At 62.2% G+C, this 26,050-nt stretch carries 28 protein-coding genes; 19 read left to right on the top strand and 9 right to left on the bottom strand.

The window, feature by feature from the left end; genetic code table 11:
- Window positions 1–126 precede the first annotated feature (126 nt).
- From urtB to VGN72_00865, 5 genes are all read left to right on the top strand, one after another.
- Window positions 127–1,074: an urea ABC transporter permease subunit UrtB gene (gene urtB, locus VGN72_00885; GenBank protein HEV7297892.1), complete on the top strand. Its 948-nt coding sequence runs from the start codon at window positions 127–129 to the stop codon at window positions 1,072–1,074.
- Between the two features lie 36 nt (window positions 1,075–1,110).
- Entirely contained in the window at window positions 1,111–2,301 is a 1,191-nt protein-coding gene (urtC, locus tag VGN72_00880) for an urea ABC transporter permease subunit UrtC (protein HEV7297891.1), read from the top strand.
- Between the two features lie 3 nt (window positions 2,302–2,304).
- Complete coding sequence (gene urtD, locus VGN72_00875) at window positions 2,305–3,051, top strand: urea ABC transporter ATP-binding protein UrtD (protein ID HEV7297890.1); 747 nt, start codon at window positions 2,305–2,307, stop codon at window positions 3,049–3,051.
- A gap of 111 nt (window positions 3,052–3,162) precedes the next feature.
- Complete coding sequence (urtE, locus tag VGN72_00870; GenBank protein ID HEV7297889.1) at window positions 3,163–3,852, top strand: urea ABC transporter ATP-binding subunit UrtE; 690 nt, start codon at window positions 3,163–3,165, stop codon at window positions 3,850–3,852.
- A gap of 148 nt (window positions 3,853–4,000) precedes the next feature.
- Window positions 4,001–4,981 carry a hypothetical protein gene (locus VGN72_00865; protein ID HEV7297888.1) on the top strand — a complete coding sequence of 327 codons (981 nt, stop codon included), beginning with the start codon at window positions 4,001–4,003 and terminating at the stop codon, window positions 4,979–4,981.
- A 100-nt stretch (window positions 4,982–5,081) separates the two neighbouring features.
- On the opposite strand, the gene ilvC is transcribed toward VGN72_00865, so the two are convergent.
- Window positions 5,082–6,101, bottom strand: a complete 1,020-nt coding sequence (ilvC, locus tag VGN72_00860; protein ID HEV7297887.1) for a ketol-acid reductoisomerase — start codon at window positions 6,099–6,101, stop codon at window positions 5,082–5,084.
- Between the two features lie 204 nt (window positions 6,102–6,305).
- Window positions 6,306–6,662 (bottom strand): DUF6717 family protein, encoded by a 357-nt coding sequence (locus VGN72_00855; GenBank protein ID HEV7297886.1) that lies wholly within the window; start codon window positions 6,660–6,662, stop codon window positions 6,306–6,308.
- Window positions 6,663–6,898: 236 nt separating this feature from the next.
- On the opposite strand from VGN72_00855, the gene VGN72_00850 reads away from it, so the two are divergent.
- Window positions 6,899–7,174, top strand: a complete 276-nt coding sequence (locus VGN72_00850; protein ID HEV7297885.1) for a hypothetical protein — start codon at window positions 6,899–6,901, stop codon at window positions 7,172–7,174.
- Window positions 7,175–7,352: 178 nt separating this feature from the next.
- On the opposite strand, the gene VGN72_00845 is transcribed toward VGN72_00850, so the two are convergent.
- Window positions 7,353–7,622: a hypothetical protein gene (locus VGN72_00845; protein HEV7297884.1), complete on the bottom strand. Its 270-nt coding sequence runs from the start codon at window positions 7,620–7,622 to the stop codon at window positions 7,353–7,355.
- A 73-nt stretch (window positions 7,623–7,695) separates the two neighbouring features.
- On the opposite strand from VGN72_00845, the gene VGN72_00840 reads away from it, so the two are divergent.
- Window positions 7,696–7,926 carry a hypothetical protein gene (locus tag VGN72_00840; GenBank protein HEV7297883.1) on the top strand — a complete coding sequence of 77 codons (231 nt, stop codon included), beginning with the start codon at window positions 7,696–7,698 and terminating at the stop codon, window positions 7,924–7,926.
- Window positions 7,927–8,222: 296 nt separating this feature from the next.
- On the opposite strand, the gene VGN72_00835 is transcribed toward VGN72_00840, so the two are convergent.
- Complete coding sequence (locus tag VGN72_00835) at window positions 8,223–8,981, bottom strand: phytanoyl-CoA dioxygenase family protein (GenBank protein ID HEV7297882.1); 759 nt, start codon at window positions 8,979–8,981, stop codon at window positions 8,223–8,225.
- 49 nt (window positions 8,982–9,030) lie between these two features.
- Window positions 9,031–10,953: a DNA topoisomerase IV subunit B gene (locus VGN72_00830; protein HEV7297881.1), complete on the bottom strand. Its 1,923-nt coding sequence runs from the start codon at window positions 10,951–10,953 to the stop codon at window positions 9,031–9,033.
- 212 nt (window positions 10,954–11,165) lie between these two features.
- On the opposite strand from VGN72_00830, the gene VGN72_00825 reads away from it, so the two are divergent.
- From VGN72_00825 to VGN72_00805, 5 genes are all read left to right on the top strand, one after another.
- Window positions 11,166–11,594: a hypothetical protein gene (locus VGN72_00825; protein HEV7297880.1), complete on the top strand. Its 429-nt coding sequence runs from the start codon at window positions 11,166–11,168 to the stop codon at window positions 11,592–11,594.
- A complete protein-coding gene (locus VGN72_00820; protein HEV7297879.1) occupies window positions 11,591–11,794 on the top strand; it encodes a hypothetical protein in 204 nt (67 codons plus the stop codon). Before VGN72_00825 ends, VGN72_00820 begins: the two co-directional genes overlap by 4 nt.
- A gap of 103 nt (window positions 11,795–11,897) precedes the next feature.
- Window positions 11,898–12,116 carry a type II toxin-antitoxin system HicB family antitoxin gene (locus VGN72_00815; GenBank protein HEV7297878.1) on the top strand — a complete coding sequence of 73 codons (219 nt, stop codon included), beginning with the start codon at window positions 11,898–11,900 and terminating at the stop codon, window positions 12,114–12,116.
- 12 nt (window positions 12,117–12,128) lie between these two features.
- Window positions 12,129–12,356 carry a type II toxin-antitoxin system HicA family toxin gene (locus tag VGN72_00810; protein ID HEV7297877.1) on the top strand — a complete coding sequence of 76 codons (228 nt, stop codon included), beginning with the start codon at window positions 12,129–12,131 and terminating at the stop codon, window positions 12,354–12,356.
- A gap of 361 nt (window positions 12,357–12,717) precedes the next feature.
- Window positions 12,718–13,590, top strand: coding sequence for an RsmE family RNA methyltransferase (locus VGN72_00805; protein HEV7297876.1), 873 nt, complete (start codon window positions 12,718–12,720; stop codon window positions 13,588–13,590).
- 62 nt (window positions 13,591–13,652) lie between these two features.
- On the opposite strand, the gene VGN72_00800 is transcribed toward VGN72_00805, so the two are convergent.
- Window positions 13,653–14,972: a glycosyltransferase family 4 protein gene (locus VGN72_00800; GenBank protein ID HEV7297875.1), complete on the bottom strand. Its 1,320-nt coding sequence runs from the start codon at window positions 14,970–14,972 to the stop codon at window positions 13,653–13,655.
- Window positions 14,973–15,104: 132 nt separating this feature from the next.
- On the opposite strand from VGN72_00800, the gene VGN72_00795 reads away from it, so the two are divergent.
- The 7 genes from VGN72_00795 (at window position 15,105) to VGN72_00765 (ending at window position 20,794) form a co-directional block, all read left to right on the top strand.
- Window positions 15,105–15,383: a hypothetical protein gene (locus VGN72_00795; protein HEV7297874.1), complete on the top strand. Its 279-nt coding sequence runs from the start codon at window positions 15,105–15,107 to the stop codon at window positions 15,381–15,383.
- Window positions 15,380–16,129, top strand: coding sequence for a hypothetical protein (locus VGN72_00790; GenBank protein ID HEV7297873.1), 750 nt, complete (start codon window positions 15,380–15,382; stop codon window positions 16,127–16,129). Before VGN72_00795 ends, VGN72_00790 begins: the two co-directional genes overlap by 4 nt.
- 138 nt (window positions 16,130–16,267) lie before the next feature.
- The gene (locus VGN72_00785) at window positions 16,268–17,710 is read left to right on the top strand and encodes a DUF3644 domain-containing protein (GenBank protein ID HEV7297872.1); all 1,443 of its coding nucleotides are present in this window, start codon (window positions 16,268–16,270) and stop codon (window positions 17,708–17,710) included.
- A 1,124-nt stretch (window positions 17,711–18,834) separates the two neighbouring features.
- Window positions 18,835–19,467, top strand: a complete 633-nt coding sequence (locus tag VGN72_00780; protein ID HEV7297871.1) for a hypothetical protein — start codon at window positions 18,835–18,837, stop codon at window positions 19,465–19,467.
- Entirely contained in the window at window positions 19,464–20,282 is an 819-nt protein-coding gene (locus VGN72_00775; protein HEV7297870.1) for a GNAT family N-acetyltransferase, read from the top strand. The genes VGN72_00780 and VGN72_00775 overlap by 4 nt, the downstream gene beginning before the upstream one ends.
- Window positions 20,283–20,318: 36 nt before the next feature.
- A complete protein-coding gene (locus VGN72_00770) occupies window positions 20,319–20,510 on the top strand; it encodes a type II toxin-antitoxin system HicA family toxin (GenBank protein HEV7297869.1) in 192 nt (63 codons plus the stop codon).
- A complete protein-coding gene (locus VGN72_00765; protein ID HEV7297868.1) occupies window positions 20,507–20,794 on the top strand; it encodes a type II toxin-antitoxin system HicB family antitoxin in 288 nt (95 codons plus the stop codon). The genes VGN72_00770 and VGN72_00765 overlap by 4 nt, the downstream gene beginning before the upstream one ends.
- A 15-nt stretch (window positions 20,795–20,809) precedes the next feature.
- Here VGN72_00765 and VGN72_00760 read toward each other — a convergent pair whose 3' ends face one another.
- The 3 genes from VGN72_00760 to VGN72_00750 all read right to left on the bottom strand — a co-directional run bounded on the left by VGN72_00760 (window position 20,810) and on the right by VGN72_00750 (window position 26,019).
- Window positions 20,810–23,305, bottom strand: coding sequence for a DNA topoisomerase (ATP-hydrolyzing) (locus VGN72_00760; GenBank protein HEV7297867.1), 2,496 nt, complete (start codon window positions 23,303–23,305; stop codon window positions 20,810–20,812).
- A gap of 343 nt (window positions 23,306–23,648) precedes the next feature.
- On the bottom strand, window positions 23,649–25,151 hold the full coding sequence (locus tag VGN72_00755) for a YifB family Mg chelatase-like AAA ATPase (protein HEV7297866.1): 1,503 nt from the start codon (window positions 25,149–25,151) through the stop codon (window positions 23,649–23,651).
- Window positions 25,152–25,209: 58 nt separating this feature from the next.
- A complete protein-coding gene (locus tag VGN72_00750; protein ID HEV7297865.1) occupies window positions 25,210–26,019 on the bottom strand; it encodes an alkaline phosphatase family protein in 810 nt (269 codons plus the stop codon).
- Window positions 26,020–26,050 lie beyond the last annotated feature (31 nt).

The following is a 26,050-nucleotide window of genomic DNA, read 5'->3' as shown; positions in this document are numbered from 1 at the left end:
GAGAGGGGGCAGGCGGGATTGCCGAATGCCGAATGCCGATTGCCGAATGAAAGGCAATGCTTGGGCGCTCGCTTTTCACTCGACATTTGGCAATCGGCATTCGGCAATCCCAACCCGGAGTTCGCGATGATGCACATGATGCTCCCAATGCTCGCGCAGACGAGCTGGGATGAGTACAAGGCGATCTTCCTCATGCAGGGGTTCGCGGGGCTGAGCCTCTTCTCGGTCTTCCTGCTGATGTCGCTGGGGCTGGCGATCATCTTCGGCCAGATGCGCGTCATCAACATGGCCCACGGTGAGTTCCTGACGCTCGGCGCGTACGTGACGGCGATCATGTCGACGTTCGTCATGGAATCGTTCCCCGACTTCATGCCGTACTACTTCCCACTGGCGGTGGTGGGCGCGTTCGTCGCGGCGTTCATCGTCGGCTACCTGGTTGAGTTCTCGCTGATCCGCCACCTCTACAACCGCCCGCTCGACACGCTGCTGGCGACGTGGGGCGTGAGCATGGTGATGCAGGAATGCTTCCGCCAGCTCTTCGGCGCCCGCGAGACGTCGGCGACGCTGCCGGACTGGCTCATGGGCTCGTGGGCGCCGACCGAGCAGATCGACATCCCGCTGAACGGCCTGCTGATGCTCGGCATGTCGATCGGCATGCTGCTGTTGGTCTACCTGCTGCTGTACCGCTCGCGCTGGGGCCTGCGCGTGCGGGCGACCACGATGAACCGCGCGATGGCGGGCGCCGTCGGCATCAACACGAAGCGCACCGACCGTGTGACCTTCGCCCTGGGCTGCGGCATCGCGGGCATCGCCGGGGCGGGCTTCACGACGATCGGGTCCGTCTCACCGACGGCCGGCAGCGCGTACATCGTCGACACGTTCATCGTCGTGGTCTTCGGTGGGGCGGGCAGCCTGATCGGCACGCTGATCTCGGCCTTCGCGATCGGGCAGGCGCAGTCGATCCTCGAGTTCTTCCTGACCGGTGTGCTGGCGAAGGTCTTCGTGCTGCTGGCGGTCATCGTCATCCTGATGATGCGCCCGCAGGGCCTGTTCGCCCAGAAGGTTCGCCGCTGATTCTCCGCTGGCATGGGAAACCGGAGGTAAAGGGTTATGAGCAAGTTCTACAACGTGTTCCTCGGTGGCAAGAGCGGCGCGATCGGCCTCGGCATCCTGGCGGCGCTGCTGCTGGTGGTCTTCCCGATGGCGCTCGACGTCTTCCGCCTGAACCTGATGGCCAAGTACCTCAGTTACGCGTTCGTCGCCATCGGGCTGGTCGTCTGCTGGGGGCACGGCGGCATCCTCAGCCTCGGCCAGGGCGTCTTCTGGGGGCTGGGCGGTTACTGCATCGCCGCCTTCCTGAAGCTCGAAGCGGCCCGCAACATCGCGTTGGAGGCGACCAGTGATCAGATGAAGGCGCTGACGACCCTCGGCCTGCCCGACTTCATGGACTGGAACCAGATTACCGAGCTGCCCTGGTTCTGGTACGGCTTCAAGAGCCTGCCGGTCTCGATCATCCTGATGTTCGTCGTGCCGTCGGTGCTGGCCTACCTGCTGGGCACCGCGATCTTCAAGCGCCGCGTGGCGGGCGTGTACTTCGCGATCATCACGCAGGCGCTGGCGTGGATCATGGAGATGCTCTTCGTCACCCGCCAGGGGTGGACGGGCGGCATCAACGGCATCACCGATCTGCGCACGATGTGGGGGTGGGACATCCGCACCACGTCCGCCCAGTACACGCTGTACTTCACCACGAGCGTTCTGCTGCTGGCGTGCATCCTGGTCTGCCGTGGCATTTTGAACAGCAAGCTGGGGCGCCTGCTGGTGGCGCTGCGGGACGAAGAGGATCGCGTGCGGTTCAGCGGCTACGACGCCGCCAACATCAAGCGCTTCGCGTTCGTGGTGGCGGCCATCATCTCGGCGCTCGGTGGGGGGCTGTTCGTGATGAACGTCGGCTTCATGTCGCCGAAGCTGGTGACGATCGAACCGTCGATCTACATGGTCATCTTCTGCGCGGTCGGGGGGCGCATGTCGCTGATCGGCGCCGTTTACGGTGCGCTGGTGGTGCAGTTCGGGCGCACGTGGTTTTCTGAACAGTACCCGGCGATGTGGTACTTTCTGATGGGCGGCGTGTTCATCGTCGTCACGCGGTACTTCCCCAACGGGCTGGCCGGCATTTACGACGACTACGTCGCGCCGCTGTTCAAGAAGCTCGGCAGCCGCCGACCGAAGGCCGTCGCCAGCGGCTTCGATAGCACCGCGCCGGCCATCGTCCCCAACACCGTCAACACTACCGGGAACTAACACATGGGCAACCGAAGCAGCTACGCGCTCGGCATCGAGCACCTCACCGTCTCGTTCGACGGCTTCAAAGCGGTCGACGATCTCACGTTCTACGTTGAACAGCACGAGGTGCGCGTCGTCATCGGCCCCAACGGCGCCGGGAAGACGACGCTCCTGGATCTCATCTGCGGCAAGACCCGCGCCACGGGGGGCAGCGTGATGTTCAAGAACCAGGAATTGCTGGGCAAGGCCGAGCAGAACATCGTGAAGATGGGCGTCAGCCGGAAGTTCCAGACGCCGTCGATCTACCCGAAGCTGACGGTCTTCGAGAACCTCGAGCTGTCGCACCCCACCGGCCGCACGGTGATGGGCTCGCTCTTCTTCGCCCGCACCGCCGAGATCAAGAACCGCGTGGAAGAGGTCGCGCGGGAAATATACCTCGCCGACATGCTGCACACGCGCGGCGAACTGCTGAGCCACGGGCAGAAGCAGTGGCTGGAGATCGGCATGCTGCTGATCGCCGACCCGGAACTGGTAATGCTGGACGAACCCGTCGCCGGCATGAGCGTCCGCGAGCGTCAGCAGACCGCCGAGCTGCTGCGGCGCATCTGCAGCGGCCGCGTGGTGCTGGTGATCGAGCACGACATGAACTTCGTTCGCGAGATCGCCCACAAGGTCACCGTGATGCACCAGGGCAAGCTGCTGGCCGAGGGCAGCATGGATGAGGTGCAGAACAACGAGAAGGTGATCGAGGTTTACTTGGGACATTAGCGTTTCCGTAGGGGCAGGCCTCCGTGCCTGCCCTCTTCGAGCGTGCCTGAGAACGAAGAAGGGCAGGCACGGAGGCCTGCCCCTACGGAAACCGCAAACGGAGCATCGCAGATGCTGGAAGTGAAAGACCTGAACGTCGCCTACGGCCAGAGCGAGATCATCCACAACATGTCGTTCGGCGTGAAGAAGGGCGAGACGCTCGCGATCATGGGGCGCAACGGCATGGGCAAGACCACGCTGATGAAGTCGGTCATCGGCGTGCTGAAGAGCCGTTCCGGCTCCATCGAACTCGACGGTCGCGAGGTGGGGAAGATGGACAGCTGGAAACGTGTGAAGCACGGCCTAGCCTTCGTGCCGCAGGGCCGGCAGATCTTCTCGCTGATGACGGTCGAGGACAACATCAAGGCCGGACTAGAAACGGTTCGGCCGAAGCGCATCCCCGACTACATTTACGACCTGTTCCCCGTGCTGAAAGACATGCGCAAACGCCGCGGCGGCAACCTGTCGGGTGGCCAGCAGCAACAGCTGGCTATCGCGCGGGCGCTGGTCAGCAATCCTAAAGTGCTATTGCTGGACGAACCGACCGAGGGCATCCAGCCGTCGATCATCAAGGACATCGCCCGGGCGCTGAACGAGATCAAGAAGATGCGCGACGTCACGATCATCGTGTCGGAACAGGTGCTGAGCTTCACGCTTGAGGTGGCCGACCGATTGCTGGTGGTGGAGACCGGCAAGATCGTTCATGAAGACCTGCGGGCGCAGGTGAACGAGGCGAAGATCGCGAAGTATCTGTCGGTGTAGCACATAAGTTTTTCCTTAGGTTCTGAAACAGACGCCCCATCGTCATCCTGAGGTACTCCGAAGGATCTCCCCCCGTATTCGCTTCGGGAAAGAAGAGATCCTTCGGAGTACCTCAGGATGACGGGTCAGGTAAACTGGAGTGGTGAACATGAAAGCAGTAAGTCGAATCGTTCGCATAGCCGGCGCGATGGCTATCGCTGTCGCGAGCGTTGCGGTCATGGGAACGCCCGTATCGGCCGCCGACAACGTGGTAGTCACGTCGCACTCCACTGGCGCGGCCGCGTGGACGGCCAGCATCGGGCAGGGGATGCAGCAGGCGGCGAGCGCGGGGAAGGACACGCTCATCTGGTTCTCAGGCAGCGGCTGGAACGCGGCGTCGGACGTCGTCGCACCCACGATGCTGAGCGAGCAGTTCACCAGCACCTCTACTCGCAACTTCACACTGGTTCGGGCCGATTTCCCCGCGGGCAAAGAGGATGAGGCGCCAGTCGATCCAAAGTACACCGTGTGGGCCGAGCGGCTGGGCATCACCAGCTTGCCAGCGGTTGTCGCGCTGGATTCGCACGGCGTGCCGTACGGGCAGGTCATCATCCCTACCGGCGACGCCGCCGTGATGGTCGCGCTAGTGCGCGACCTGCATCAGAAGAAGCTAACCCGCGACGAAGCGTTCGCGACCGCCCGACAGTCGGACGGCGCCGATCGCGCGCGCCACCTCCACCGCGGCCTCGAGACTTCCTCGTCATTCGCCGCCGGCTGGTACGCGCCGACGATGACCGAGATCGTCTCGCTCGATCCGACGAACGACCTGCACCTGAAGGAGAAGTACCAGCCGCTGCTCGCACAAGGCGCGATCGACCGGGTCGTGCAGAACGAAATCTACCCCATGCTGGACGCGGCCCGATTTCCGCAGGTCATCGAACGGCTCGACCGCCTGATCGCCGACGTCGATCCCAGCGTCGAACAGCGGCAGTTGCTGATGGCCTTCAAGGCACAGGTGACCTACAGCAACGGCAATTCAGAGCAGGCGATCGCGTGGCTCGACGAAGCCGCGGCGCTCAGTCCCAAGTCCAGCGCCGCCGATCGCATCGCGGCCGCCCGTGAACAGATCGCGAGTGAACCGGTGCGGTAGCGCAGCCTGCTGCAGTGGATGAGATCGTTATCCCAAAACAAGAAGGGCGACCGATACTCGGTCGCCCTTCGTTCGTTGTGTCGCAGCAGCCCGGCCGGCCTTACGCCGTCGGGGGCGTCTTGGCGTTCAGCCAGGGCATCATGGCGCGCAGCTTGCGGCCGGTGACTTCAACCGGGTGATTGTTGTCGGCTTCGTAGAGGCGCTTGAAGTTCTTCATGCCGCCTTCGTATTCGGCGCGGAAGTTCCTGGCGAACGTGCCGTCCTGAATCTCGGCCAGCACCTTGCGCATCTCCTTCTTCGTCTCTTCGGTGATGATGCGCGGGCCGGTGACCAGATCGCCCCATTCGGCGGTGTTGCTGATGCTGTAACGCATGTAGTCGAGGCCGCCGACGTACATCAGGTCGACGATCAGCTTCACCTCGTGCATGCACTCGAAGTAGGCCATCTCCGGCGGGTAGCCAGCTTCGGTCAGCGTTTCAAAGCCCGCCTTGATGAGGGCCGACAGGCCGCCGCACAGCACGGCTTGTTCGCCGAACAGGTCGGTCTCGCACTCATCCTTGAACGTCGTCTCGATGATGCCGCTGCGGGCGCCACCGATGCCGCGCGCCCAGGCGAGGCCGATCTTGCGGGCGTTGCCGGTGGCGTCCTGGTGGATGGCCAGCAGGCAGGGCACGCCGCCACCCTTCACGAACTCCGACCGCACGAGGTGCCCGGGGCCCTTGGGGGCCACCAGCAGCACGTCGTTCTGCGTCGGCGGCACGATCGTCTTAAAGTGCACGTTGAAGCCGTGCGTCACACCGATGGCGGTCGTGGGCTTCAGGTTGGGCGCGATGCTGGCGTTCCACACCTCCGGCTGCACCTCGTCGGGCAGGGTGATGATGATCAGGTCAGCCTGCTTGGTGGCGTCGGCGACGCTGACGGGCTCAAAGCCGTTCTCGATCGCCAGGCGACCATTAGCCGAATCGCGGCGGTTGGCGACGATCACCTTTACGCCGCTCTCACGCAGGTTCAGCCCATGGGCGTGGCCCTGGCTGCCAAAACCAATGATTGCCACGGTCTTGCCCTTCAGGGCATCGATCGGGGCGTCTTTTTCGTACACCATCTTGAGCGGCTCAGCCATCGTCGTTTCCTTTAAGAAAAATCGAGCGGGGCACGATACCGGCAGGGCGGAGGGGTGTCAAAAGGGCGTTTGAAGTAGCGGGAGGGGGAATCGTCGGCACCAATGCCGTCCGAACTTCCGCAACGCGACTATCTGCCCCGGCAGCACCGTCGTTGGCCTTGTGAACCATGCGGCAAGTCGGCCGGGCACCCGGTCTGCGCCAGCTCAATCGTTGATCGGTTCTGCACGTGCGTACAGGTTCTGCGGAGCCGCATCGAAGTATTTGAATAATGCAGGGCAGAGCCATCCTTCAGCGCCGGTGCCTTCATCGCGATACCAGGTGCCGCCATGCTCGGTCCGGGAGCGGGCAAAGGCGGCCTGATGGCCCGGGAAGGGCTTCTCGCTGAACAGCAGCCGAAAGCCCGTGCGGGCGTTGGCGATGCCCGCGGCGGCGACGATGCGGTCGATCATCTCAGGGATGCCGCACACGAACGGCTCGCGCACGAGTCCGGTCGCGGGATCATCGAACACCCACGTGCCCGCCGACCAGTACGGCTGAATGATCAGGATTGCGTTCGCCATGAGACCATCCTTTGCAGCACCCCATGCCTGCAAATGTTGTGCAAGTGCAACCCGACGCTGACGCGGTCGTGTGATCGGCGAAAGTCCTGCCGACCACGACAGCCGGACGCGACGCGGTTCATTCTGTCACAGGTTTGTGGTCTTCAGGTATGACCGTAAGCATCGATCGATTGGCGAACCCAACGTTGGCCCTCGTTTTGCGGATCGCTAACGTACTTTTAGAAAAGGAGTTCATTATGCAGCGCAAGTTCAACAGCCTCCTCGCAACCGCCATCCTGGTAGCCCCCGTTCTGGCAACGGTCGGTTGCGAGAGCGGCGAGGTCGTCACCCGTGATCAGGGCACCACCGTCTCCGAGGACGGCAAGGTTGCCACCCGCACCCGCGAGCGGGTCCGCGAAACCCAGGACGGCGCGGTCGTGAAGGAAGTTGAAACCCAACGCCGAACCGTCGTCACGCCTGCCCCGGACTCGTCCCCCGACGCCACCCAGCAGGACGCGACGAAGTCCAAGTAAGTCGTGCCTGTGTCGCTTGGCAAAACCGCGTCGTTGGCGAGATGCTCCGAAGGATCTCTGCGTGCTGCTCGCTGGGGACGAAGCGATCCGTCGGAGCCTAGAGCGTGTTAGGCACTTTCGGGGTCAGTAACGCAGGCGTGACGACGCTGGGTGCCACGGTTCGGTATTCCAAGCCGCGTTAGCGTGTACCGGCACGGCTTAGATTTCCAAACCGTGGCACCCAAGCCAGTTTCTGAGCTGGAAAGTGCATAACACGCTCTAGCGGACGGACCGTCTCACGTGTCAGCGCCGCCGTCTCGATCGAGACGAAGCGATCCTCATCCGCATGCAGGTCGTACGCGCTGGCGATCTCGCGACCGGTCGTCACGAGATACGCGTAGTCGCCATCGGCCCAGCCCCATTCCCACGCCTTCAGACGACGTCGATGAGGCGGGCGAAAGGGCGGCATCGGAGGTGAACGGCTCCACTGGCGGACAGGGTGACGGGTAGGGCGGGGCGCGATCGCGGGACGCGTTGTAAAGATGCATTTCGTCGTGGGGAAGATGCATGCGCGCGTCGGGGAGATGCATCTCATTTGGAAGAAGATGCATCTTCGTGGCGAGGAGATGCATCTGTTCTGGAAAAAGATGCATGTTCGCGGCGATGAGATGCATCTTCGCGGAGCGACAATGCATCTTTTCTCAGAAAAAGTGAACCTTGTTGTGGGAAAGATGCATGTGCTCGTGGGGAAGATGCATGGGCGCGCGACGTAGATGCATCTTTTCTGGAAAAAGATGCATGTTTGTGGGGTCGAGATGCATCTTCTCGGCGAAAAGATGCATGTTCGCGGGGAGACGATGCATGGTCTTCAGGCGAAGATGCATCATAGTGTGGGAAAGATGCATCTCATTTGGAAGAAGATGCATCTTCGTGGCGATGAGATGCATCTTATCGTCGCGAAAATCCGTGAGTCTGACCGGCGCGGTGGGGTGAAACAGCAAATGGGGAACGATATGGCAGGTTATATTATTCGGACGTGAGCGCGGCGGACCTTGTTATGGGTCTGTAGTCATGGGGCTGACCTTGGGGCTGACGGCGCGGGGTGGGCCGTCGCCAATTGCGATGAGTTGTCTGGAGCCGTATTTGTCGTCCAGCGGAGCGGTTCCGGCAACGCGGTGGCGGCGAAATCTAAATGCAGCACCCGCCGATGACTGGCTACCTGCGACTTGCGCGACGCATGCAGCAGGAGCGGCCGCATTACCAGTGCCGCGCCGGCTTCGGCGCAACACCGTACTGCCCGCTCGTCGCAGCCCGCTGTGTCCAGCGTCCGCACGTCGATGATGCCGCTGCGGTGCGACCCCGGCACCACCAGCAGTGGACCGTTCGTCTCCCCGCAGTCATCGAGATGCAGGCGAACGGTGACCATGCCTTCCAACACGGCCGCCGGCGGTTGCACGTTTGGCTGGCCGGCTTTGGTCGACCATGGCCCATAACCCTCAACGTCCGCCCGTTCCTTCACCGTAATGGTCACGTCCTGGTGCCAGACGACGTCCCAGTTTGCCTCGGGCGTCTTGTCGAACAGAACTGATCGGACGACGAACGGACCGCGGCCAATGATCGGCTCGACCAGGCCCACTACGGATTCACATTTCGCAAGTTGGCTGAACAGCGGCTCCTGTGAAACCGGATCTCTCAGCCCGGCCTTTGCGCCGCCCGCTGCCGCGAACAGACGGTCTGCAGCGATGCGGAGATCGCCGAGTTCACGATCAGATATGAGCGGTGGGGTGACCCAGTATCCGTCGGACATGAATGACGAACTGATTGGCATTCGAATATTCTAATGCAATGCTCGCGTGGCCAGCAGGCCCGCCGACCCGCTACACGTCCAACTCATCCGCCTCTTCCGCACGGTCCATGATAAACCGGAAACGGGCGGACGCGTCCTTGCCCATCAGTTCGTTGATCACGCGATCGGTCGCCAGCGCGTCGGCGATCTCCACGCGCAGCAGCCGGCGGGTCTTGGGGTTCAGGGTCGTCTCCCACAGCACCTTGGGCATCATCTCGCCCAGGCCCTTGAAGCGGGTAATTTCCGGCTTGGCGTTGCCCTTGACGTGCTGCTTGAGGATGCGGGCCTTGTCGGCCTCGTCGGCGGCCCAGAAAGTTTCCTTGCCGATGTCGATGCGGTAGAGCGGCGGCAGGGCGAGGTAGACCCGCCCTGCGTCGATCAACGGGCGCATGTGGCGAAAGATGAACGTCAGCAGCAGCGTCGTGATGTGGTGCCCGTCGCTGTCGGCGTCGGCCAAGAGCACGAGGCGCTGGTAGCGCAGCTTGTTCGGATCGCAATCCGCCCCAGCGCCGCAGCCCAGGGCCGTCACGAGGTCGGCGATTTCCTTGTTCTCCAGCACCTTGCCGAGCGACTGGCCCTCCGTGTTCAGCACCTTGCCGCGCAGTGGCAAAATGGCCTGCTTATTTCTATCCCGGCCCTGCTTGGCGCTGCCGCCGGCGCTGTCGCCTTCGACAATGAACAACTCCGTCTCGGCCCGGTTGTTGCTGCTGCAGTCGGCCAATTTACCCGGCAAACTCAGTCGCCCCTGCGTCGCCGTCTTACGACTAATGCTCGCGCTGGCGGCCCGGCTGGCTTCGCGCGCACGCGCCGCGATGATGATCCGGTTGACGATCGTCTCCGCCACGCTCCGGTTGTTGTTCAACCAATGTTCCAGCGCCGGTCGCACGGCCGCATCCACCTGCCCCTGCACCTCGGGGTTGTTCAGCCGGTCCTTCGTCTGCCCCTGAAACTGCGGCTCTTCGATGAAGATGCTGAGCACGCCGATCACGCCCTCGCGGATGTCCTCCACCGCCAGCGTAACGCCGCGCGGCGTCAGGTTGTGCGTCTCGATGTAATTGCGGATCGCCTTGCTCACCCCGGCCCGCAGGCCGTTCTCGTGCGTGCCGCCGCTGCTGGTGGTGATGCCGTTCACGTAGCTTTTCAGCAGTTCTTCGGTGTGCTCGGTCCAGCTGAAGCACATCTCGATGCGAATGCCGTTGCTCTTGTCGTAAACGAACGGCTGTTCATGCACCGGCTTCGCGTTCTTCTCGACCAGAATCTTCTTCATGAACGCGAGAATGCCTTCCTCATGATGGAAGACCTCCTTCTTGCCGTTCACTTCATCAATCCACGTGACCTTCAGCCCCTTGTGGATGTAGCTGCTGATCTCCAGGCGCTCGCGGATCGTTTCAGGGTTGAATTCGGTGCGCGGGAAGATCTGCGAATCAGGATGGAAGAAGATCGACGTGCCCGTGCCGCGCGCCGCCCCCAGCTTCTTAATCTTGCCCTGCGGCTTGCCCTGGCTGAACTCCATCTGCCATTCCGCGCCATCGCGGCGAACGGTGGCCACGAGTTTCGTGCTGAGCGCGTTCACGACCGACGCGCCCACGCCGTGCAGCCCGCCGCTGGTCTTGTAGTTGCCCTGCCCGCCGTTATCGAACTTACCACCCGCGTGCAGCGTGCAGAGGATGATCTCCAGCGCCGGCTTCTTGTGCGTCGGGTGCGGATCGACCGGAATCCCCCGGCCATTGTCGCTGACGGTGACCGAACTGCCGTCCTTGTGCAGCGTGACGGTGATCTCGTCCGCATGCCCATTCATCGCCTCGTCGACGCTGTTATCAAAAATCTCCCAGACGAGATGATGCAACCCCGCCGCCCCGGTGCCGCCGATGTACATCCCCGGCCGCTTGCGCACCGGTTCGAGACCCTCAAGAACCTGAATGCTGCTGGCGTTGTACGTTGCAGTTGCGGTCATGTCTTCCCAACGGCTGAGTCTGTCAATCGATCCCACGAACACCCACAGCCACCCAAAACGCGGCCGCGTACCTTTGTTATCGGACAAGCCGACCGTTTGGGTGGAGTTAGGATATTGTACGGATGAGGAGCGGCGCGGTCAACGAGATCGGGCCACTGCCTCCCATCGGCTATTGTCGCTCGGACGGCAGACCCGCAGTAGAATTCCCTTGGATGATTCCCCCGTTCCGTCCCGACGGTTACCTGCCCGAAGGCCTGCACCGTGCCGATGAAGCCGAAGTCACTTTCCGGTTCGGCTCGGTCACCCCGCGCCGTCGTCGTCTCGTCCTGCGCCTGCGCCGTTGGCTCGACCTGGCCAGACACGTTAACGCCCGGCGTTTCCTGATCGACGGTAGCTTCGTCACCGCCAAGCCCAATCCCAACGATATTGACGCCGTCATCCTTCTGCCGACCGATTTTCATTCGCAGGTGTTGCGCGACCTCGATGCCGCGTTAGAATTGGAACAGATGCTCCTCACCCGCAGCCCCGAGGAACTTTTCGCCGCCGAGGACGAAGCTGACTGGAACGACTGGTTCGAATTCTTCACCCGCACCCGCGAACCCGATGGCCGCCGCAAAGGCCTCGTGGAGATCCACCTATGATCGCAACCCCCACTGAATACGAGAAAGCCCAGGAAGAACTCCGCGACCTCACCGCACGCCTGCAAACGCTGCAAGCCTCCCATCCCGCCGGCTCCAAAGGCCTCACAAAGGCCGGCGTCCGAAAAATGATCGCCCGACTGCACGAAGAACTCGCGGTGTACGAAGGCAGCGAAGAAATGCGGCACACCGACGCGAAGTGACGGTTCCGAGTGTCCGAAACCGCACGGGCGGCGTACCGCCCGTGGCACCCGTGACGGCCCATCCCTTACGGCCAACATACCCCCTCGGCTATACTCTTAAGCCATGCGATACACCGTCATCTTCGACGCCCAACCCGACGGCGGCTATCACGCGTCCTGTCCCGCCTTGCCCGGCTGCCATTCGGAGGGCGACACCCTCGACGACGCCACCGCCAACATCCGCGAGGCCATGGTCGTCTACCTCGAAAGCCTGCAAGCGCACGGCGAGCCGCTGCCGGTGGAAGACATCCTGATCAAACCGCTCGACGTCGCCATCGCCTGATCCAGCGCCAAAATGCCGAAGATCCCCGCCATCCGCGCACGCGAGGTCGTCCGCGTCGCCGAGTCGATCGGTTTCACCTTCGATCGCCAGCGCGGCAGCCACGCCGTCTACTATCGTTCGTCCGACGGCCGCCGCATCGTCATCCCCATGCACGGCACCAAAGACCTCAAACCCGGCACCCTGCGCGGCATCATCTACGATATGGGGCTAACGGTAGACGAGTTCACCGCCAAACTGTGAGCTGGTATCGGCCGGGCGAGTAGGGTGGGGTTCATCCCCACCAATTCGCAACGAAATCAAAACGGTGGGGATGAACCCCACCCTACGCACTAGAGGCAACGCCATGAATCGCAAGCCATCACTGACGCGGGCGTGGTATCCGGTATTCCTACAAGCCGTAGCATTCGTAGTGTTTTGCGGTGGCGGATCGATCGCGGGGAAGCATCACATAGCGGGAGGCGCGATGATCGTGGCGGCAGTAATCCTTTGGGCTGTCGGATTCGGCTATCGCGCCAAGTAGACGGCAGGATGCCCCTCTTAACCTGATCGCCACGCTAGCATTCTTTCTGTCTCTCCGACTGTCCCGCGTTAAACTCCCCCCATGCCCCCTCAAGACCGCCCCGCACCGAAACAAACCGACCTCGAACGCTTCGCCGTCCCGCGAAACGTCGCCATCGCCACGACGGCCGCCCGCGCCGCCAAAGCCTTGTCCGAAGTCGACCGCTTCGCCGCCCCCGGTGACGAGCCGCTGGCGACCGCCACCACGCTCACGCTCGACCAACCCTTCCGCTTCGACCGCGGCCTCGCCAAGCGGCTGCGCCTACGCGAGATCAACGCCAGCGAAGCCTTCACCCTGCGCGACGCCACCCACACCTACTTCCGCGCCAGCCTCACCGCCTACGACGACGCCGGCGGCGCCGCCATCCCGTACGAGCAGATGCCCGCCTCGCCCGAGCCGTCGATCGACATCATCCTCGCCTGCGCCATCCTCGCTCGCCAGCGGATGCACGTCGTGATGCAGAAGGCCACCGAACTGGGCGCCCGCCGGATCGTCCCGCTGCTTACCGATCATTCCGTCCCACCCGCCGGCCTGCGAGCCGAGCAACCCCACGCCTGGGCCGGCCACATCGCCCGCGCCGCCCGCCAGTGCCGCCGCTCGTCGCTGCCTCACCTGCTCCCGATCACCAGCCTCGACACGTTCCTCACCTCACCCCTGCTCGCCGCCACCGATCTCAAACTCTACCTCGACGACCGCACCGACCCGCTGCCCGCGCCCGCCAACCCGCCCGGGCGCCTCGTCCTCTTCATCGGCCCCGAAGGCGGCTTCTCCGACGCCGAACGCGCCCGCCTCGCCACCACCGCCCAAGGCTGGCGCCTCGGCGGCCGCATCCTAAGAGCCGAAACCGCCGCCCTCGTCGCCCTCACCATGGCCCACGCGACGTGGGGGGATTTCAGGTCGACGCAATTTATCTAGCGTCCGGTGGAACCCCTGCAAGCCCTTCCGTGTCGCACTGCGGCCAACGGAGCGGCCACAGGTTAGGAAGTAGAAACGGCCATGCCGGCATCGATGAAATCCGACTCCCGGAACGATTCCCGGCCGATCAGTTTCTGAAACGTGGCGAGGTAGGCTTCGGCAATGGTCGACTGGTCGTAGTTGTGCAGATGGGCAGGGGCCTGACGGCGGAGCGCCTCGATCTGCGAACGATCCGTGAGCAGACCCTGCAACGTGTCGGCCAGCTTCGCCACGTCTTCGTTCGGAAACGTGACGCCGCACGGGCCCATGGCCTCTTTCAATCCGCCCGATTCCGACCCGACCACCACGCAGCCACAGGCGATCCCTTCCAACGCCACCACACCGAAGGCTTCGCGCACACGGGTGGGCACCACCATGATCTCGTGTTGATTGAGCAGGCGCACCAACTCTTCGTCCATCTTCTTTCCCACAAACTCAACTTGCTCGCTCAGCGACAGCTCGCAAGTCAGATCCCCAAGGGCCTGCTGCTCGGGGCCCGCGCCGATCATGGTCAACTTGGGCGTCAGCCCTCTCTTCTTCAGGATCGCCAGCGCCTCGATCAGCAGGTCGGCGCCCTTCTCCTCCGACAAGCGTCCCAAGTAGACCAGTTCCTTGGTCGGTTGGATGGCCGGATCGTTCCTGAACAGGTCGCTACGGTAGGGATTGGGGATGAGATAGGATTTCGTCGGGATCTGCGATGCCATGTACCGGCTGATCGAAACGTTGAACAGCAGGCGAGTCTGCAACTGCTTCACTCGGTTGGCCAAGCCGGTCCGGCGCCAACTGTGGTGGGTGACCGCCGACGGTCGACGAATCAGGAGCAGGGGCCACACGCCGCGCGGGTGCAGGCTGTTCAGGAAATAGAAGTCGCACCACCGCACCAGGCCAACCATCGTTCTCCGGTCGGGCCGGCAGTGCACCTCGAACGGGAAGTTCAGCGGTTGGTCCGAGGGAGTCTCGGAGACGAGCTTCACCTCGTGCCCCCGTTTGACGAACTGGTGCGCGAGGATGCTTACAACGGTTTCGATACCACCGAAGCTGGGGTAAAAATAGGGCGTGTAAATCAGGATCTTCATTGGAATCGCAGGGGAGGGGAAGCAACGCGCCGGCCCCCGTCCTCGCCACCCCAGATGTAACCTGCTGCCCTGAAAAATCAAATCGCGTGATCGCAGGCCGTGCCGCCCCCACCCTTCCCACCGCCAAGTGCCCCGTCCGCCGTCCCCCAAGGCCACTTCTCCGACGCCGAACGCGCCCGCCTCGCCACAATCGCCCAAGCTTGGCGCCTCGGCGGCCGCATCCTCCGCGCCGAAACCGCCGCCCTCGTCGCCCTCACCATGGCCCATGCGACGTGGGGGGATTTCAGTAGGAGGTAGGGATATCGGTTAACAAATGGCGGGATGACGGCGGGCGAGTCGCGTCGTGTTGTGCCAATGATTTCGGTTGCCGGACTAATGGCTACGGGCTACCTTGTAACAATGGATAACCCCGAGAAAGTACCGCTGCCTAATGGTCGCACGTTGAAGATTGAGCGAGGTCGAAAATCGGCCGGACAAATCCTTCGATTCACGATCTTAACGCGGACTGGCAGAATCGTCGGGATGAGCGAGATGCTTGTCCCGCTGATGGAAGGGTATAGCCTCGAAGGCAAACTTGGTACTGCGGCAGCAGCCAAGATTGAGGAGACCCTTAAGGCGGTCGCCATTGGAATTGCTGACGCTGTAGAGCGAAAAGGAACCCCCGAAGGAGAGGCATGACGCTGATTCTTACGAACGTCACCCCCTACGGTGTGGTGATGGCCGCAGACGACGCACTGACAGAACGCTACGGTGACTTCGTTCGTATATTGAATGGGGCGACGAAAGTGTTTGCACATTACGGATGTCATTGCGCGTTAGCCACGTGGGGGGCGGGGGCGCTACCGTATCGCGACCCGCCATATATGCCTGTCGCGATAGAGTTCATCCTCCGCGGCTTCATTCGCGAGACTTCCGAAGTCGACCGAGTTGAGATTTTGCTTGATGGGCTGGTTGAGAGGTTAAACGGCGAATATCGGAGACCTAATGGGCCCGCGATGATAGATGTCGCTGGCTGTAAGCTTGTCGAAGGCGTATGGTTGCCGTTTGCATTCCAGATCGGAAATTCTGAAGACCCTTATCATTGGGAGCCAGAAATTCGAAGCTTCAGACTGCGCCAAATGCGACAGCCCGCAGCATTCAATATTTCGACGGATGAGTATCCGATCGCGAACGGAATAGTGAATACAGGCTATTGGGCTGATGCATATTTTGACGGAATGGTCGCGGCCGCGATGTCTTCAGAACGTGCCGATCGGGTGCCCGGAAATACGCTGGAGGACCGCCAAGCATTCTTGGCGTGTGCCGCTCGAGCGGTTTCCGACTTGCATGTGGCAATGGATCTATCAAAGTCGGTCAGTACGCGGATTTCTTCGGTGAGTATCTCGTCAGCTAACGGGGCCGTTCATCCGGCATTCCATTTCTAAGTTCACGTCGGGTCTACTGCTACTTATGGGAAAAATTCTCGTCTGAACGGTGGATCGGTTTGCCGGAATACTCTCGGACCTTATAAAGCCTCCGGGGTACCAGCCGACATACAATGCTTCGACAAAAGGGCGGACGAATTGGATGCACTCACCCGGCTGGCAACTGAACTGCTAAAGGAAACGGAGTTTCCCCGCGATAAGCTCCCCTACACAACGGAATTTGACCGCCTATACCAAAAATGCGCTGTTAAGGGCGTTCAGTGTACGAAGTTCGAGTTAATGCAGCGCATCTTTAACGTTGCAAAGCGCGGTGGTTTCGGCGGACGAACATCGACGCTCATCCCACCGGAAATGTCATTGGCGCAGATCGTGTATATTGGTCGCTGGCTCGGCGACCGATTACCGGCAAGAAACAGCCTACCGTACTCGCAGGAATTCGAGTCGCGCTATACCGATTACAAGAAGATCTTTGGGGTAGAAATTACACAATCGGAGTTCTGGCTTTCAATCGATACCATCGCGAAGAAGGCCCGTGGTGAGGAGTGGCGGTCGCAACTTAACAAAGCGCAAGAATCGGCGTTGCTGGCCGTCGAGATATACAATAAGCCCTTAGTAAAGTTCAAGACAGCGAACTTCGTCGTCCTGATGGTCATCGCATGGACAGCTTTAATGCACGCAATTTTTGCCAAGCTGGGTGTCCAGTTCTTTTACAAAGACGAAGACGGCAAGAAGTTTAAGGAGATTGATGGGGACAGGAAAGCGTGGGAACTGACGACATGTGTGAACAAGTTCTTCGGAGGAACCGACGCGGCGATAGTGAAGAACCTTGAGTTTTTCATAGGCCTACGTAACAAAATCGAGCATCGGTGTTTGCCGGAGCTTGACGACTTTGTCTTCGGGGAATGCCAAGCGCTTCTATTCAATTTCGAAGATATCCTTCGACAAGTCTTCGGCTGCTCGTCGTCGCTCGTTAACTCGCTCTCGTTGGCCCTCCAGTTCTCTCACCTGCGCGACGATGCGCAGATAAGGTCAATGCGCTCGCTTCGGGAGTCCCTTCAGAGTGACATTGTAGATTACGTTGACCGCTTTCGATCGACCTTGACTCATGAGGTCCTGACGAATCAGCATTTCTCTTATCGAGTGTTCTTAATTCCCAAGACTGCGAATCACGAATCGAGCGCGGACTTGGCGGTGGAGTTCGTCAAAGTCGATCCGTCGGCGCCAGAGGATAAACCAAGACGTGACGCAGTCGCTGCGTTAATCAAATCTCAGGTAATTCAGGTCGCGAACGCGGGCAGGTTGAAGGCTAAACAAGTATGCACGCTTGTGGAGGCGGATTTGCGGAAGTCACAGGGTGATGCTGTCAAGTTCACACCAAGCTCGCATCACGTCCGGGCGTGGAAGTTCTACAAGATTCGCCCGCCAAAAGGGGCGGCAGACCCGCGGAAAACTAATGCGCAATATTGTCACTACGATGATGCCCACACAGATTACGTTTACACGGAGAAGTGGGTCACTCATTTGATCACCGAGTTCCGCAAGGTGGGACAGTACGACCGCGTTATGGCGTACCGGGATTAGTCGGCGGATGGCAAGTCCTGTAGGGTCCGCTGGTGCTCCTGCGGACCAATTGGCGGGTGGCACGGGTTGGTACGCCAACCTGTGGCTTTGGGGCGTGATCGGACAAGGTTTGGGTGCGAAACTTGGCACCCATCGTTGTCATTCTGATTCGCGGCGCGGCGGGCGAGCGATGGCGCTTTTATTTGGAATTCTGGGGTTTAATTTCAAATTGAGGGCTTCAATTTCAAATTGAAGGTCTGAATTTCAAATTGAGGGTCGTAATTTGAAATTGAGAGGCGCAATTTCAAATTATGCGGCGCAATTTGAAATTGAGAGCTCCAATTTCAAATTGAGCGGCGCAATTTGAAATCGAAGGTCGTAATTTGAAATTGAGAGCCATAATCTCAAATTACGCGGCGCAATCTGAAATTAAAAGGGTTATTCGGACGTTCGCCGGTGAGCCGACGTGGCCCCTGTGGTGGGGCGCGGGGTGGGGTGGCTGCGGGGGGACAGGGCGGCGCGGCCGGTAATGGTGGCGATGGCGGGGCTGAGGGCCGCGGCTGGGCGCGGTGTCGGGCGGTACGCTGTTCGAGCTAGAGCAGGGCGCACCTTGCCGTAGCGTTCGGGTGCCACGGTTTGGTACTGCAAGCCGTGTCTCGGGCCTGCGGCAGGCACGGCTTGGAGTACCAAACCGTGGCACCCAGAGGGCACTCGCTGCGCGAAAGTGTCCCCTGCTCTAACGAGCGCAAGCGATCTGCTCTTCGGACCGTTGGGTCGTTCCTTCGCTGGCGCGATGGCTGATTCGGATGGCGTACCGTCCCGACGCGTCGGCGCAGCGACGCCATGGGCAGGATGCCCATGCCACGGCCGGCGCGGTCGCCGCCATGATGGACGTCCTCTCAGGATGTTGTGTGGCCAGGCGTGTCTGAGGCGGGGCGTTTGTCGATCGATCGTCGAAACTGCGAAAGATGGGTGCGGAGCGGCGTTCCATGTGATTTGGTTCTACGTTTGGTGGTCATTCCGATTTTTGCGCTAATTCTGGTAAAGCGGTCGATCGGGTGTTCCGAATATGAGGGTAACACGGGTCGGTGGGCCGGCGAGGGGCCGGGAGGCGAGAGCCCGTAAGCTTTAGCATAGGAGGTGTCATGCAGATGACGCTCACCTTCCCCACGCGCGATGGGGACCTGCTGGCGGCTTTGAAGAGCTACAGCGGGAAAATCAGCGCATCGACCGGATCGTACGAGGTCACGGTAGCAGAGGCAGCCGATCTGGCGACGCTTGTCGCCAGCTACGAGTCGGCCCTGCTGGCCTGCGACCCGACGACCCGGAGCCAGTCCCTGGTGTTCGTGAAGAATCAGGCCCGAAATTTGGCCAGAGACTTCGCGTACAACCTGGGCATGGCCATTGCCGTTCGGCCGAGTGTGTCGGAGGCGCTCAAGCTCGACCTGAACATTCGGGCCCGCAAGCCGAACACGCGGCACGGTCGGCCGACGCAGCGGCCCATGGTCGGGTTCGTGTCGGCGTCGAACCGCACGGTCGTCGTGAGCATTCACGACAGCGTGACCGGCGAGAAGACCTCGAGGTTGTCGGGAATCGTATCGGCCCTGGTCTACACCTATGTGGGTGAAGACTACCCGACCGATCCGTCGCTCTGGCAATTCGCAGGGCCCGCACCGGTGCATCGGAACCCGTCGCTCACGCGTCCGGTGCATCGGAGTCCGTCGCTCACGCGTCCGGTGCATCGGAGTCCGTCGCTCACGCGTCCGGCTCGTTGGTGACGGGGACGCGCGTCGGCTATCTGATCGGGTGCGACCAGTACTTCAAGCATGACGACGTGGGGATCATCTATCAGATCAACGTGGCGAAGGAATACCGGCGGTCGTTTGTGGCGGCGGCGTTGTTGAAGGCGCAGTTTGAGCGGAGCGCGTACGGGTGCAAGCTGTATTGCTGCTGGTGCGCGCAGGATATCGAGGCGAACCGGTTCTGGGAGAGCATGGGGTTCGTGCCGTTGGCGTTTCGGGCGGGTAGTGAGAAGAAGGCGCGGGTGCATATCTTCTGGCAGAAGCGGATACGGCAAGGCGATGCGACGACGCCGTGGTGGTTTCCGAGCAAGACGAACGGCGGGAGCATTCGCGAGGATCGGGTGGTGTTGCCGATTCCGCCGGGCACGCATTGGAGCGACGCGAAGCCGATGGTGTATCCGGAGGCCAACGAGCCGCGAGCGCTAGCGACCGGACAGGTGAATCGGAAGAAATGCGTCGCTGACGCGTCCGGCTCGTCACGGTCGAAGAGGGCGAACGTCATGGAGCCGCCGGTGCCGGTGAAGCGGAACGGGTTGATGTTCGACATTCCAAAGCAGGGCGAGCCGTTGCCGGAGCACCAGCCGACGAAGGCGGCCAAGCCGAAGGCGACAAAGGTGAAGCGCGTGTGCGACCCGCAGCTGGCGACGGCGGCGAGGGAGCTGCGCGACCGGTGGCTGGAGCAGGTGAACAGCGGACAGTACGAGCCGGCGGTGGGTGGGAAGTACGATGTAACGCGGGCGATTGAGGGGCGGGGCGAGATGGTCGAGCCGAGCAAGATGCTCGCGGCGTGATTGCGTGGAGCGCGGCCGTCGTTAGACTTCGACGTCATGGAAAGCCGGCGCGTGATTCAGCGGCTTGAGCGAGAAGGGTGGGTGCTGGCCCGCATCTCGGGTAGTCACCATCAGTTTGTTCATCCGGCCAAGGCGGGGCGTCGCGTCACCGTGGTGCATCCCAAAAAAGACCTGACGATCGGCACGCTGCGCAGTATCATGAAGCAGGCCGGTTGGGAGCGCTTATGACTTTTCTCGTCGCGATTCATAAAGATCCCGAAAGCAGCTACGGCGTTTCCGTGCCGGACCTGCCTGGTTGCATCACGGCCGGCGATACGCCTGGGGAGGCGCTGCGCATGGCCAAGGAAGCGATCCAGCTGCACCTCGAAGGGATGCTCGACGACGGGGTCGAACTGCCGGAGCCAAGCGAGGACATCGAGCGGTTGAAGGCCGATCCGGACTTCGCCGACGCATCGTTCTGGGCCGCGGTCGATGTTCCACTAGACTGGAAGCGTTCCTCCACGGCTGCCTGAGGTGCGGTCTTTCGATCACAGCGCCTGTGGGGCGGCGATGGGTTCGTGCATCACTTCCACGATCTGCCCACGGCTGACAAACTCGTGGCCCTTGCCACCGCGGCCGGTGATTTTGTAGCGGCCGGTGTTGAGGCGTTGCTCGCCGCCCATGCTGGTTTTGACGGTGAGCGTGTCGCGGTCGTCGGTGGCGGTGATGGCGGCTAGGAGGCGGTCGCCCTTTTCGAGTTTGATCAGGAGCACGCCCTTGCCGGCGCCGGAGAGGAAGTTGATCTCGTCGGCGCGGCAGACCATCACGCGGCGGACCTGGCTGGCGGCGATGACGGTTTCCTTACCGGTGATGACGTTGGCGAACGTGACCTGCGCGCCTTCGACCGGGCGGGCGAAGCGGCGGCCGGACTTGGTGGAGACGTCGCGGAAGGCGTCGAGACCGAAGCGGAGGGCGTAGCCGTCGCTGGTGATGGCCAGGCCGTGCAGCTTGGGGGCGGCGTCAGGTTTCTTCTCGTCGATCGCGGTGGCCTTGGTGGGCAGGACGCGGTCGTCGGTCGAAATCGCGGCGATGATCTTTTCGCCATCCTTTAATTTGAACAGCTTCTGGATCGGTTCGCCGTAGCCGGTGGTGGCGGGGATGTCGATGATGCGCGCGCTGTAGGCGGTGCCGAAGTTGCTGAAGAAGACCGCGGTGGCGCGCGTGCTGCCGGCGACGAGGGCGAGGATGCGGTCGCCCTCGCGTAGGCGCGTGGTCTCGGGGTTGATCTCCTTCTGGCGCTTCACCCAGCCGTCGGCGGTGACGAGGATGTGGTTGTCCTCGGCGACGATGAAATCCTCGGCGGAGTATTCGACCTCGTTCTCGGCGGCCTCGATGAGCGTGCGACGCTTGTTCTTCGCTTCCTTGCCGTAGGTGCGGGCCAGCTCCTCGATCTCGCTGCGCACGATCGCCCAGCGGCCGGCGCCGGATTCCTCGGCCAGCAGGCGGCGGATTTCCTTGGCGCGCTTGTTGCGCTCGGCCAGCTCCTCGCGGATCAAATTGATTTCCAGGCGGGCCAGGCGATAGAGCTTCAGTTCGAGGATGTCGTCGACCTGATCGGGATCGAGGCCGTCATCCTTCGGCGTGCGCGGGCCGTGCGGGGCGACGCCGTACTTCTTCAAGATCTTCGCGGCGGCGTCGGCCTTGCCGTCGCTGGCGCGGATGATCTTGATGAGGTCGTCCAGGATGTCGAACGCGAACGCGAAGCCTTCGAGCGTGTGGATGCGCTTCAGCAGCTGCGCCAGCTCGTGCGTGAGGCGCTTGGTGACGACTTCCAGGCGGAAGTGCAGGAAGTGCCAGAGGATCGCCTTTAAGCCGAGGCGCTCGGGGCGACAGACGTCGGGGTTTTCGGTCGGGATGAGGCAGGTCAGGTTGACGTTGAAGTTCGTCTGCAGCAGCGTGTGCTTGAAGAGGTAGGCCATGACCTTGTCGGCCTCGGCGTCCTTCTTCAGTTGCAGTTCGATGCGCACGTCGTCGGTGCTGACGTCGCGCACGTCGATGATGAGCGGCATCTTCCGGTTGATGACGACCTGCGCGATCGCTTCGACCAGTTCGGCTTTGTTGACGCCGTAGGGAATGCTGGTGATGAAGACGATTTGGGCGGCGCGGGTTGCGGTGCCCATCTCCCAGGTGCCGCGCATGCGGACGGCGCCTTGGCCGGTCTTGTACAGCTCAAGCAGTTCCTGCTTCGTGTTGAGGACCTGCGCGCCGGTGGGGAAGTCGGGCCCGCGCACGGCGTCGTTGCCGACGAGGCGGTATTCCTGGATCTCGGGATCGTCCAGCAGCTTGAGCAGCGCGTTGCAGACCTCGCCCAAATTGTGCGGCGGGATGTTGGTCGCCATGCCGACGGCGATGCCGGTACTGCCGTTCACCAGCAGGTTGGGCATACGGCTGGGCAGGACGACAGGCTCTTCGCGCGTGCCATCGTAGTTCGGGCGAAAGTGGACGGTGCCCTGGCCGATCTCGGAGATCGTCTCGGCGGCGATCGGGGTAAGGCGGCATTCCGTATAGCGCATGGCGGCGGCGGGATCACCGTCGAGCGAGCCGAAGTTGCCGCTGCCGTCGACGAGCGTCGCGCGCATCTGAAACGGCTGGGCCATGCGGACGAGGGCTTCGTAGATCGATGAGTCCCCGTGCGGGTGATACCGGCCCATCACGTCGCCGACGACGGTAGCGCACTTGCGATGCTTCACGTCGGCCCGCAGGCCGTTCTGCCACATCGTGTAAATGATTCGGCGGTGGACGGGCTTCATGCCGTCGCGCACGTCGGGCAGGGCACGGCTGGTGATGACGGAGAGGGCATAATTCAGGTAGCGCGTTTGCGCGAGGTCCTGCAGACTGGCGCCGTCCTCACCCCCACCAGGCGGGGCGGCGAAGCCATTGCCGGTTCCGTTACCATTTGAACCACCACCCTTGGCGAGCACGGCGCCGTCACCACCGAAGAGGTCGGTATCCTGATCGTCCTGTCCTACTCGCTTAGCGGCCATCCGTGTCTCCTCAACCGTCCATCAAACTACGACCCGAGCAAGACGCTTCGTTGCGTCAATGCAGGAGCAGGCGCTGGATCTGAACCCTCGATAAGACCCCGCCACTGAAGTGGCAAGGCCGACATGGTGCGTGCCGGGGGCACGTCCGGTAACGGCTCCTGCGCCTTTCCGTCATCGGCAACCGACGCAGATTTCCTTCACATTATCTGTTAGGACATTGTACGGTTTGCCGTGTGTTGAATCAACTTACACGCAGACGGTCCGAGATGCGAGGCGAGGGGAAAATCCAGCCTTCTCAATCCGGTTTTTCTGAGCGAATGCGGCGTCGCCTGCGCCGGCATGCTCAAAACTTTCTGTCCAGCAACCGATACTGAATTGCCTCGGCCAGGTGATGCTCCGCGATCGCTTCCGAGCCTTCGAGGTCGGCGATCGTTCGCGACACCCGGCGTACCTTGTCGTACGCACGGGCACTCAGGCCCAGTTCGTCCATCGCCTGTTTCATCAATAATAGACAGGAATCGGATAGTGCCGCGACACTGTTCAGGCGCTTGCTGTCGAGGCGGGCGTTGGGCACGCCATCGTCGAATCGGCGCGCCTGAAGCGCCCGGGCCTGTTCGACCTGCTGACGCATCTGGGCAGACGTGGTGCCGGTCGCTTTGCCGGTCAATTCACGATACGGGACGGCTGGCACTTCGACGTGGATGTCGATGCGGTCCAGCAGTGGGCCCGACAGTCGCGCGAGGTACTTGTCGCGGGCCTTGGTGTCGTCGGGCTTGTATCCACTGGCGGTGGGGTTCATGGCGGCCACGAGCATGAAGCGGGCGGGGAACTTGATGCTGCCGTGCACGCGGGCGATCGTCACCTCGCCACCTTCTAACGGCTGGCGGAGCATTTCGAGCACGTAGCGTTGGAACTCGGGTAGCTCGTCGAGGAACAGGATGCCGTGATGCGCCATCGACACTTCACCCGGCCGGGGGATCGTGCCGCCACCGATCAGGGCCTGGGCGGTCGCGCTGTGGTGGGGCGTGCGCACGGGGCGCTCGTCGAGCAGCGCGACATCGTTCGGCAGCAGGCCCATGGCCGAGTAGATACGTGTGGTCTCCAGCGATTCCTGCCGCGTGAGGGGCGGAAGAATACCGGGGACGCGCTGGGCGAGCATCGTTTTGCCAGTTCCAGGCGGCCCAACCATCAGGAGATTGTGGTGGCCGGCGGATGCGACGGTGATGGCTCGCTTCACCGCCTCCTGCCCGCGCACGTCGGCGAAGTCCAGCGGGGAGGAGATCTGCGATGCCAGATACGGCTGGCCGTTCAGCTCGTAGGGTTCGATCAGCAGCAGTTCGTTCAGGAAGCTGACGGCGTCGGCGAGCGTGCGGACGGGGATGACCTCGACGCCGTCCACCACCGCGGCCTCGCGACAGTTCTCGGCCGGCAGGATGACGCCGCGGAACTTCTTCTCGCGAGCCAGCATCGCCATCGACAGGCCGCCTTTGATCTTGCGAACTCGGCCGTCCAAGGCCAGCTCGCCGGCAATCAGGTATTCCTTGTGCACGTCGGTCTGAATGCTCTTGCCGGCGCGCAGCAGGCCGATCGCCATCGGTAGATCGAGCGCGGGGCCTTCCTTCTTCACATCCGCCGGCGCGAGGTTGATCAGGATGGCGTGGTCGGGGAAGGGGAAGCCGCTGTTGACGATCGCGCGGTGCACGCGTTCGGCGCTTTCCTTCACGGCGGTCTGGGCAAGGCCGACGATGGCGCTGCGTTGCAGGCCGCGCTGGCTGACGTCGACCTCGACCTCGCACAGGTGGTGGTCGATGCCGATCAGGATGAAGCCATGTACCTTTGCGAGCAAAGCGTCTCCCCGTGAGTGCCGAGGGGAATTGTAGCGTCCGCTTGCCGCCGGGGCCATTCTAAGTATCTGCCGAGCGATAGGTTGCGGGCTGGCCTGTCCAGTTGGCGTCGGGGGTAACGCCGAGCGCACGAACGATGCTGGGGGCGAAGTCGACTAGATCGAAGGGGGTGTTCACCGTCGCGCCTGCGGGCACATTTGGACCGGAAATGATGAAGGGGATGAGCATGTCCTCATCGCAGTCGGTGCCGTGCGTGCGGGCATGTCCACCATGGTCGGCGGTGACGATGACTGTCGTCTGCTCGCCAAGGCTCGGCAGCACCTGACCGATGCATTGGTCGGCGATCGCGAAGGCGACCAGGTATTCGTCGCTCATCCAGCCATGGCGATGGCCGACTTCATCCGTCGCGCCCAAGTAGATGAACGCGAAGTTCCAGCTGTTGCTCCCCAGCCAATCGGTCGCCGACTGCGCGACCGCCCGGTCGCCCGCCGACAGGTCGCCCTGCGGCAACTGGTGGAATATGCTCGTCTTGAGGTGGCCGGGAGGCGACAGATCGCGCAACTGCTCCCAGTTGTGAAACATCGCGCACGCGCCTCCGGCCGTGGTGATCGTCTCGATCAACCCGCGCACCGGTCGAACGAATGGCGTGAACGTGTTAGTGACGATGCCGTGCCGTTCGGGTGGCACACCGAAGAAGATCGACGTGTGGCACGGCAGCGTGCAGTTGGGCATGAGCGACCGGGCCGCGGTCGTGCTGGCGCCGCGGGCGATCAGGCGATCGAGGTGGGGCGTGTGAACCTTGCCGAGCGCGTCGCCGCGCAGGCCATCGATCAGGAACAGGACGACACGGTCAGTTGGCGACATCGCCATGGTTCTACGATTCGGTTGTGCCGACTGCAAT

The sequence above is a fragment of the Tepidisphaeraceae bacterium genome (assembly GCA_035998445.1).
Lineage (GTDB): Bacteria > Planctomycetota > Phycisphaerae > Tepidisphaerales > Tepidisphaeraceae > DASYHQ01.
This window is presented reverse-complemented; position numbering and strand designations above follow the sequence as displayed.

What these genes read in the sequence shown, in the direction of transcription:
- urtB (HEV7297892.1), top strand. Translation starts at nt 127, where the DNA reads ATGATGCACATGATGCTCCCAATGCTCGCGCAGACGAGCTGGGATGAG.
- urtC (HEV7297891.1), top strand. Translation starts at nt 1,111, where the DNA reads ATGAGCAAGTTCTACAACGTGTTCCTCGGTGGCAAGAGCGGCGCGATC.
- urtD (HEV7297890.1), top strand. Translation starts at nt 2,305, where the DNA reads ATGGGCAACCGAAGCAGCTACGCGCTCGGCATCGAGCACCTCACCGTC.
- urtE (HEV7297889.1), top strand. Translation starts at nt 3,163, where the DNA reads ATGCTGGAAGTGAAAGACCTGAACGTCGCCTACGGCCAGAGCGAGATC.
- VGN72_00865 (HEV7297888.1), top strand. Translation starts at nt 4,001, where the DNA reads ATGAAAGCAGTAAGTCGAATCGTTCGCATAGCCGGCGCGATGGCTATC.
- ilvC (HEV7297887.1), bottom strand. Translation starts at nt 6,101, where the DNA reads ATGGCTGAGCCGCTCAAGATGGTGTACGAAAAAGACGCCCCGATCGAT.
- VGN72_00855 (HEV7297886.1), bottom strand. Translation starts at nt 6,662, where the DNA reads ATGGCGAACGCAATCCTGATCATTCAGCCGTACTGGTCGGCGGGCACG.
- VGN72_00850 (HEV7297885.1), top strand. Translation starts at nt 6,899, where the DNA reads ATGCAGCGCAAGTTCAACAGCCTCCTCGCAACCGCCATCCTGGTAGCC.
- VGN72_00845 (HEV7297884.1), bottom strand. Translation starts at nt 7,622, where the DNA reads ATGCCGCCCTTTCGCCCGCCTCATCGACGTCGTCTGAAGGCGTGGGAA.
- VGN72_00840 (HEV7297883.1), top strand. Translation starts at nt 7,696, where the DNA reads ATGCATTTCGTCGTGGGGAAGATGCATGCGCGCGTCGGGGAGATGCAT.
- VGN72_00835 (HEV7297882.1), bottom strand. Translation starts at nt 8,981, where the DNA reads ATGCCAATCAGTTCGTCATTCATGTCCGACGGATACTGGGTCACCCCA.
- VGN72_00830 (HEV7297881.1), bottom strand. Translation starts at nt 10,953, where the DNA reads ATGACCGCAACTGCAACGTACAACGCCAGCAGCATTCAGGTTCTTGAG.
- VGN72_00825 (HEV7297880.1), top strand. Translation starts at nt 11,166, where the DNA reads ATGATTCCCCCGTTCCGTCCCGACGGTTACCTGCCCGAAGGCCTGCAC.
- VGN72_00820 (HEV7297879.1), top strand. Translation starts at nt 11,591, where the DNA reads ATGATCGCAACCCCCACTGAATACGAGAAAGCCCAGGAAGAACTCCGC.
- VGN72_00815 (HEV7297878.1), top strand. Translation starts at nt 11,898, where the DNA reads ATGCGATACACCGTCATCTTCGACGCCCAACCCGACGGCGGCTATCAC.
- VGN72_00810 (HEV7297877.1), top strand. Translation starts at nt 12,129, where the DNA reads ATGCCGAAGATCCCCGCCATCCGCGCACGCGAGGTCGTCCGCGTCGCC.
- VGN72_00805 (HEV7297876.1), top strand. Translation starts at nt 12,718, where the DNA reads ATGCCCCCTCAAGACCGCCCCGCACCGAAACAAACCGACCTCGAACGC.
- VGN72_00800 (HEV7297875.1), bottom strand. Translation starts at nt 14,972, where the DNA reads ATGGGCCATGGTGAGGGCGACGAGGGCGGCGGTTTCGGCGCGGAGGAT.
- VGN72_00795 (HEV7297874.1), top strand. Translation starts at nt 15,105, where the DNA reads ATGGATAACCCCGAGAAAGTACCGCTGCCTAATGGTCGCACGTTGAAG.
- VGN72_00790 (HEV7297873.1), top strand. Translation starts at nt 15,380, where the DNA reads ATGACGCTGATTCTTACGAACGTCACCCCCTACGGTGTGGTGATGGCC.
- VGN72_00780 (HEV7297871.1), top strand. Translation starts at nt 18,835, where the DNA reads ATGCAGATGACGCTCACCTTCCCCACGCGCGATGGGGACCTGCTGGCG.
- VGN72_00770 (HEV7297869.1), top strand. Translation starts at nt 20,319, where the DNA reads ATGGAAAGCCGGCGCGTGATTCAGCGGCTTGAGCGAGAAGGGTGGGTG.
- VGN72_00765 (HEV7297868.1), top strand. Translation starts at nt 20,507, where the DNA reads ATGACTTTTCTCGTCGCGATTCATAAAGATCCCGAAAGCAGCTACGGC.
- VGN72_00760 (HEV7297867.1), bottom strand. Translation starts at nt 23,305, where the DNA reads ATGGCCGCTAAGCGAGTAGGACAGGACGATCAGGATACCGACCTCTTC.
- VGN72_00750 (HEV7297865.1), bottom strand. Translation starts at nt 26,019, where the DNA reads ATGGCGATGTCGCCAACTGACCGTGTCGTCCTGTTCCTGATCGATGGC.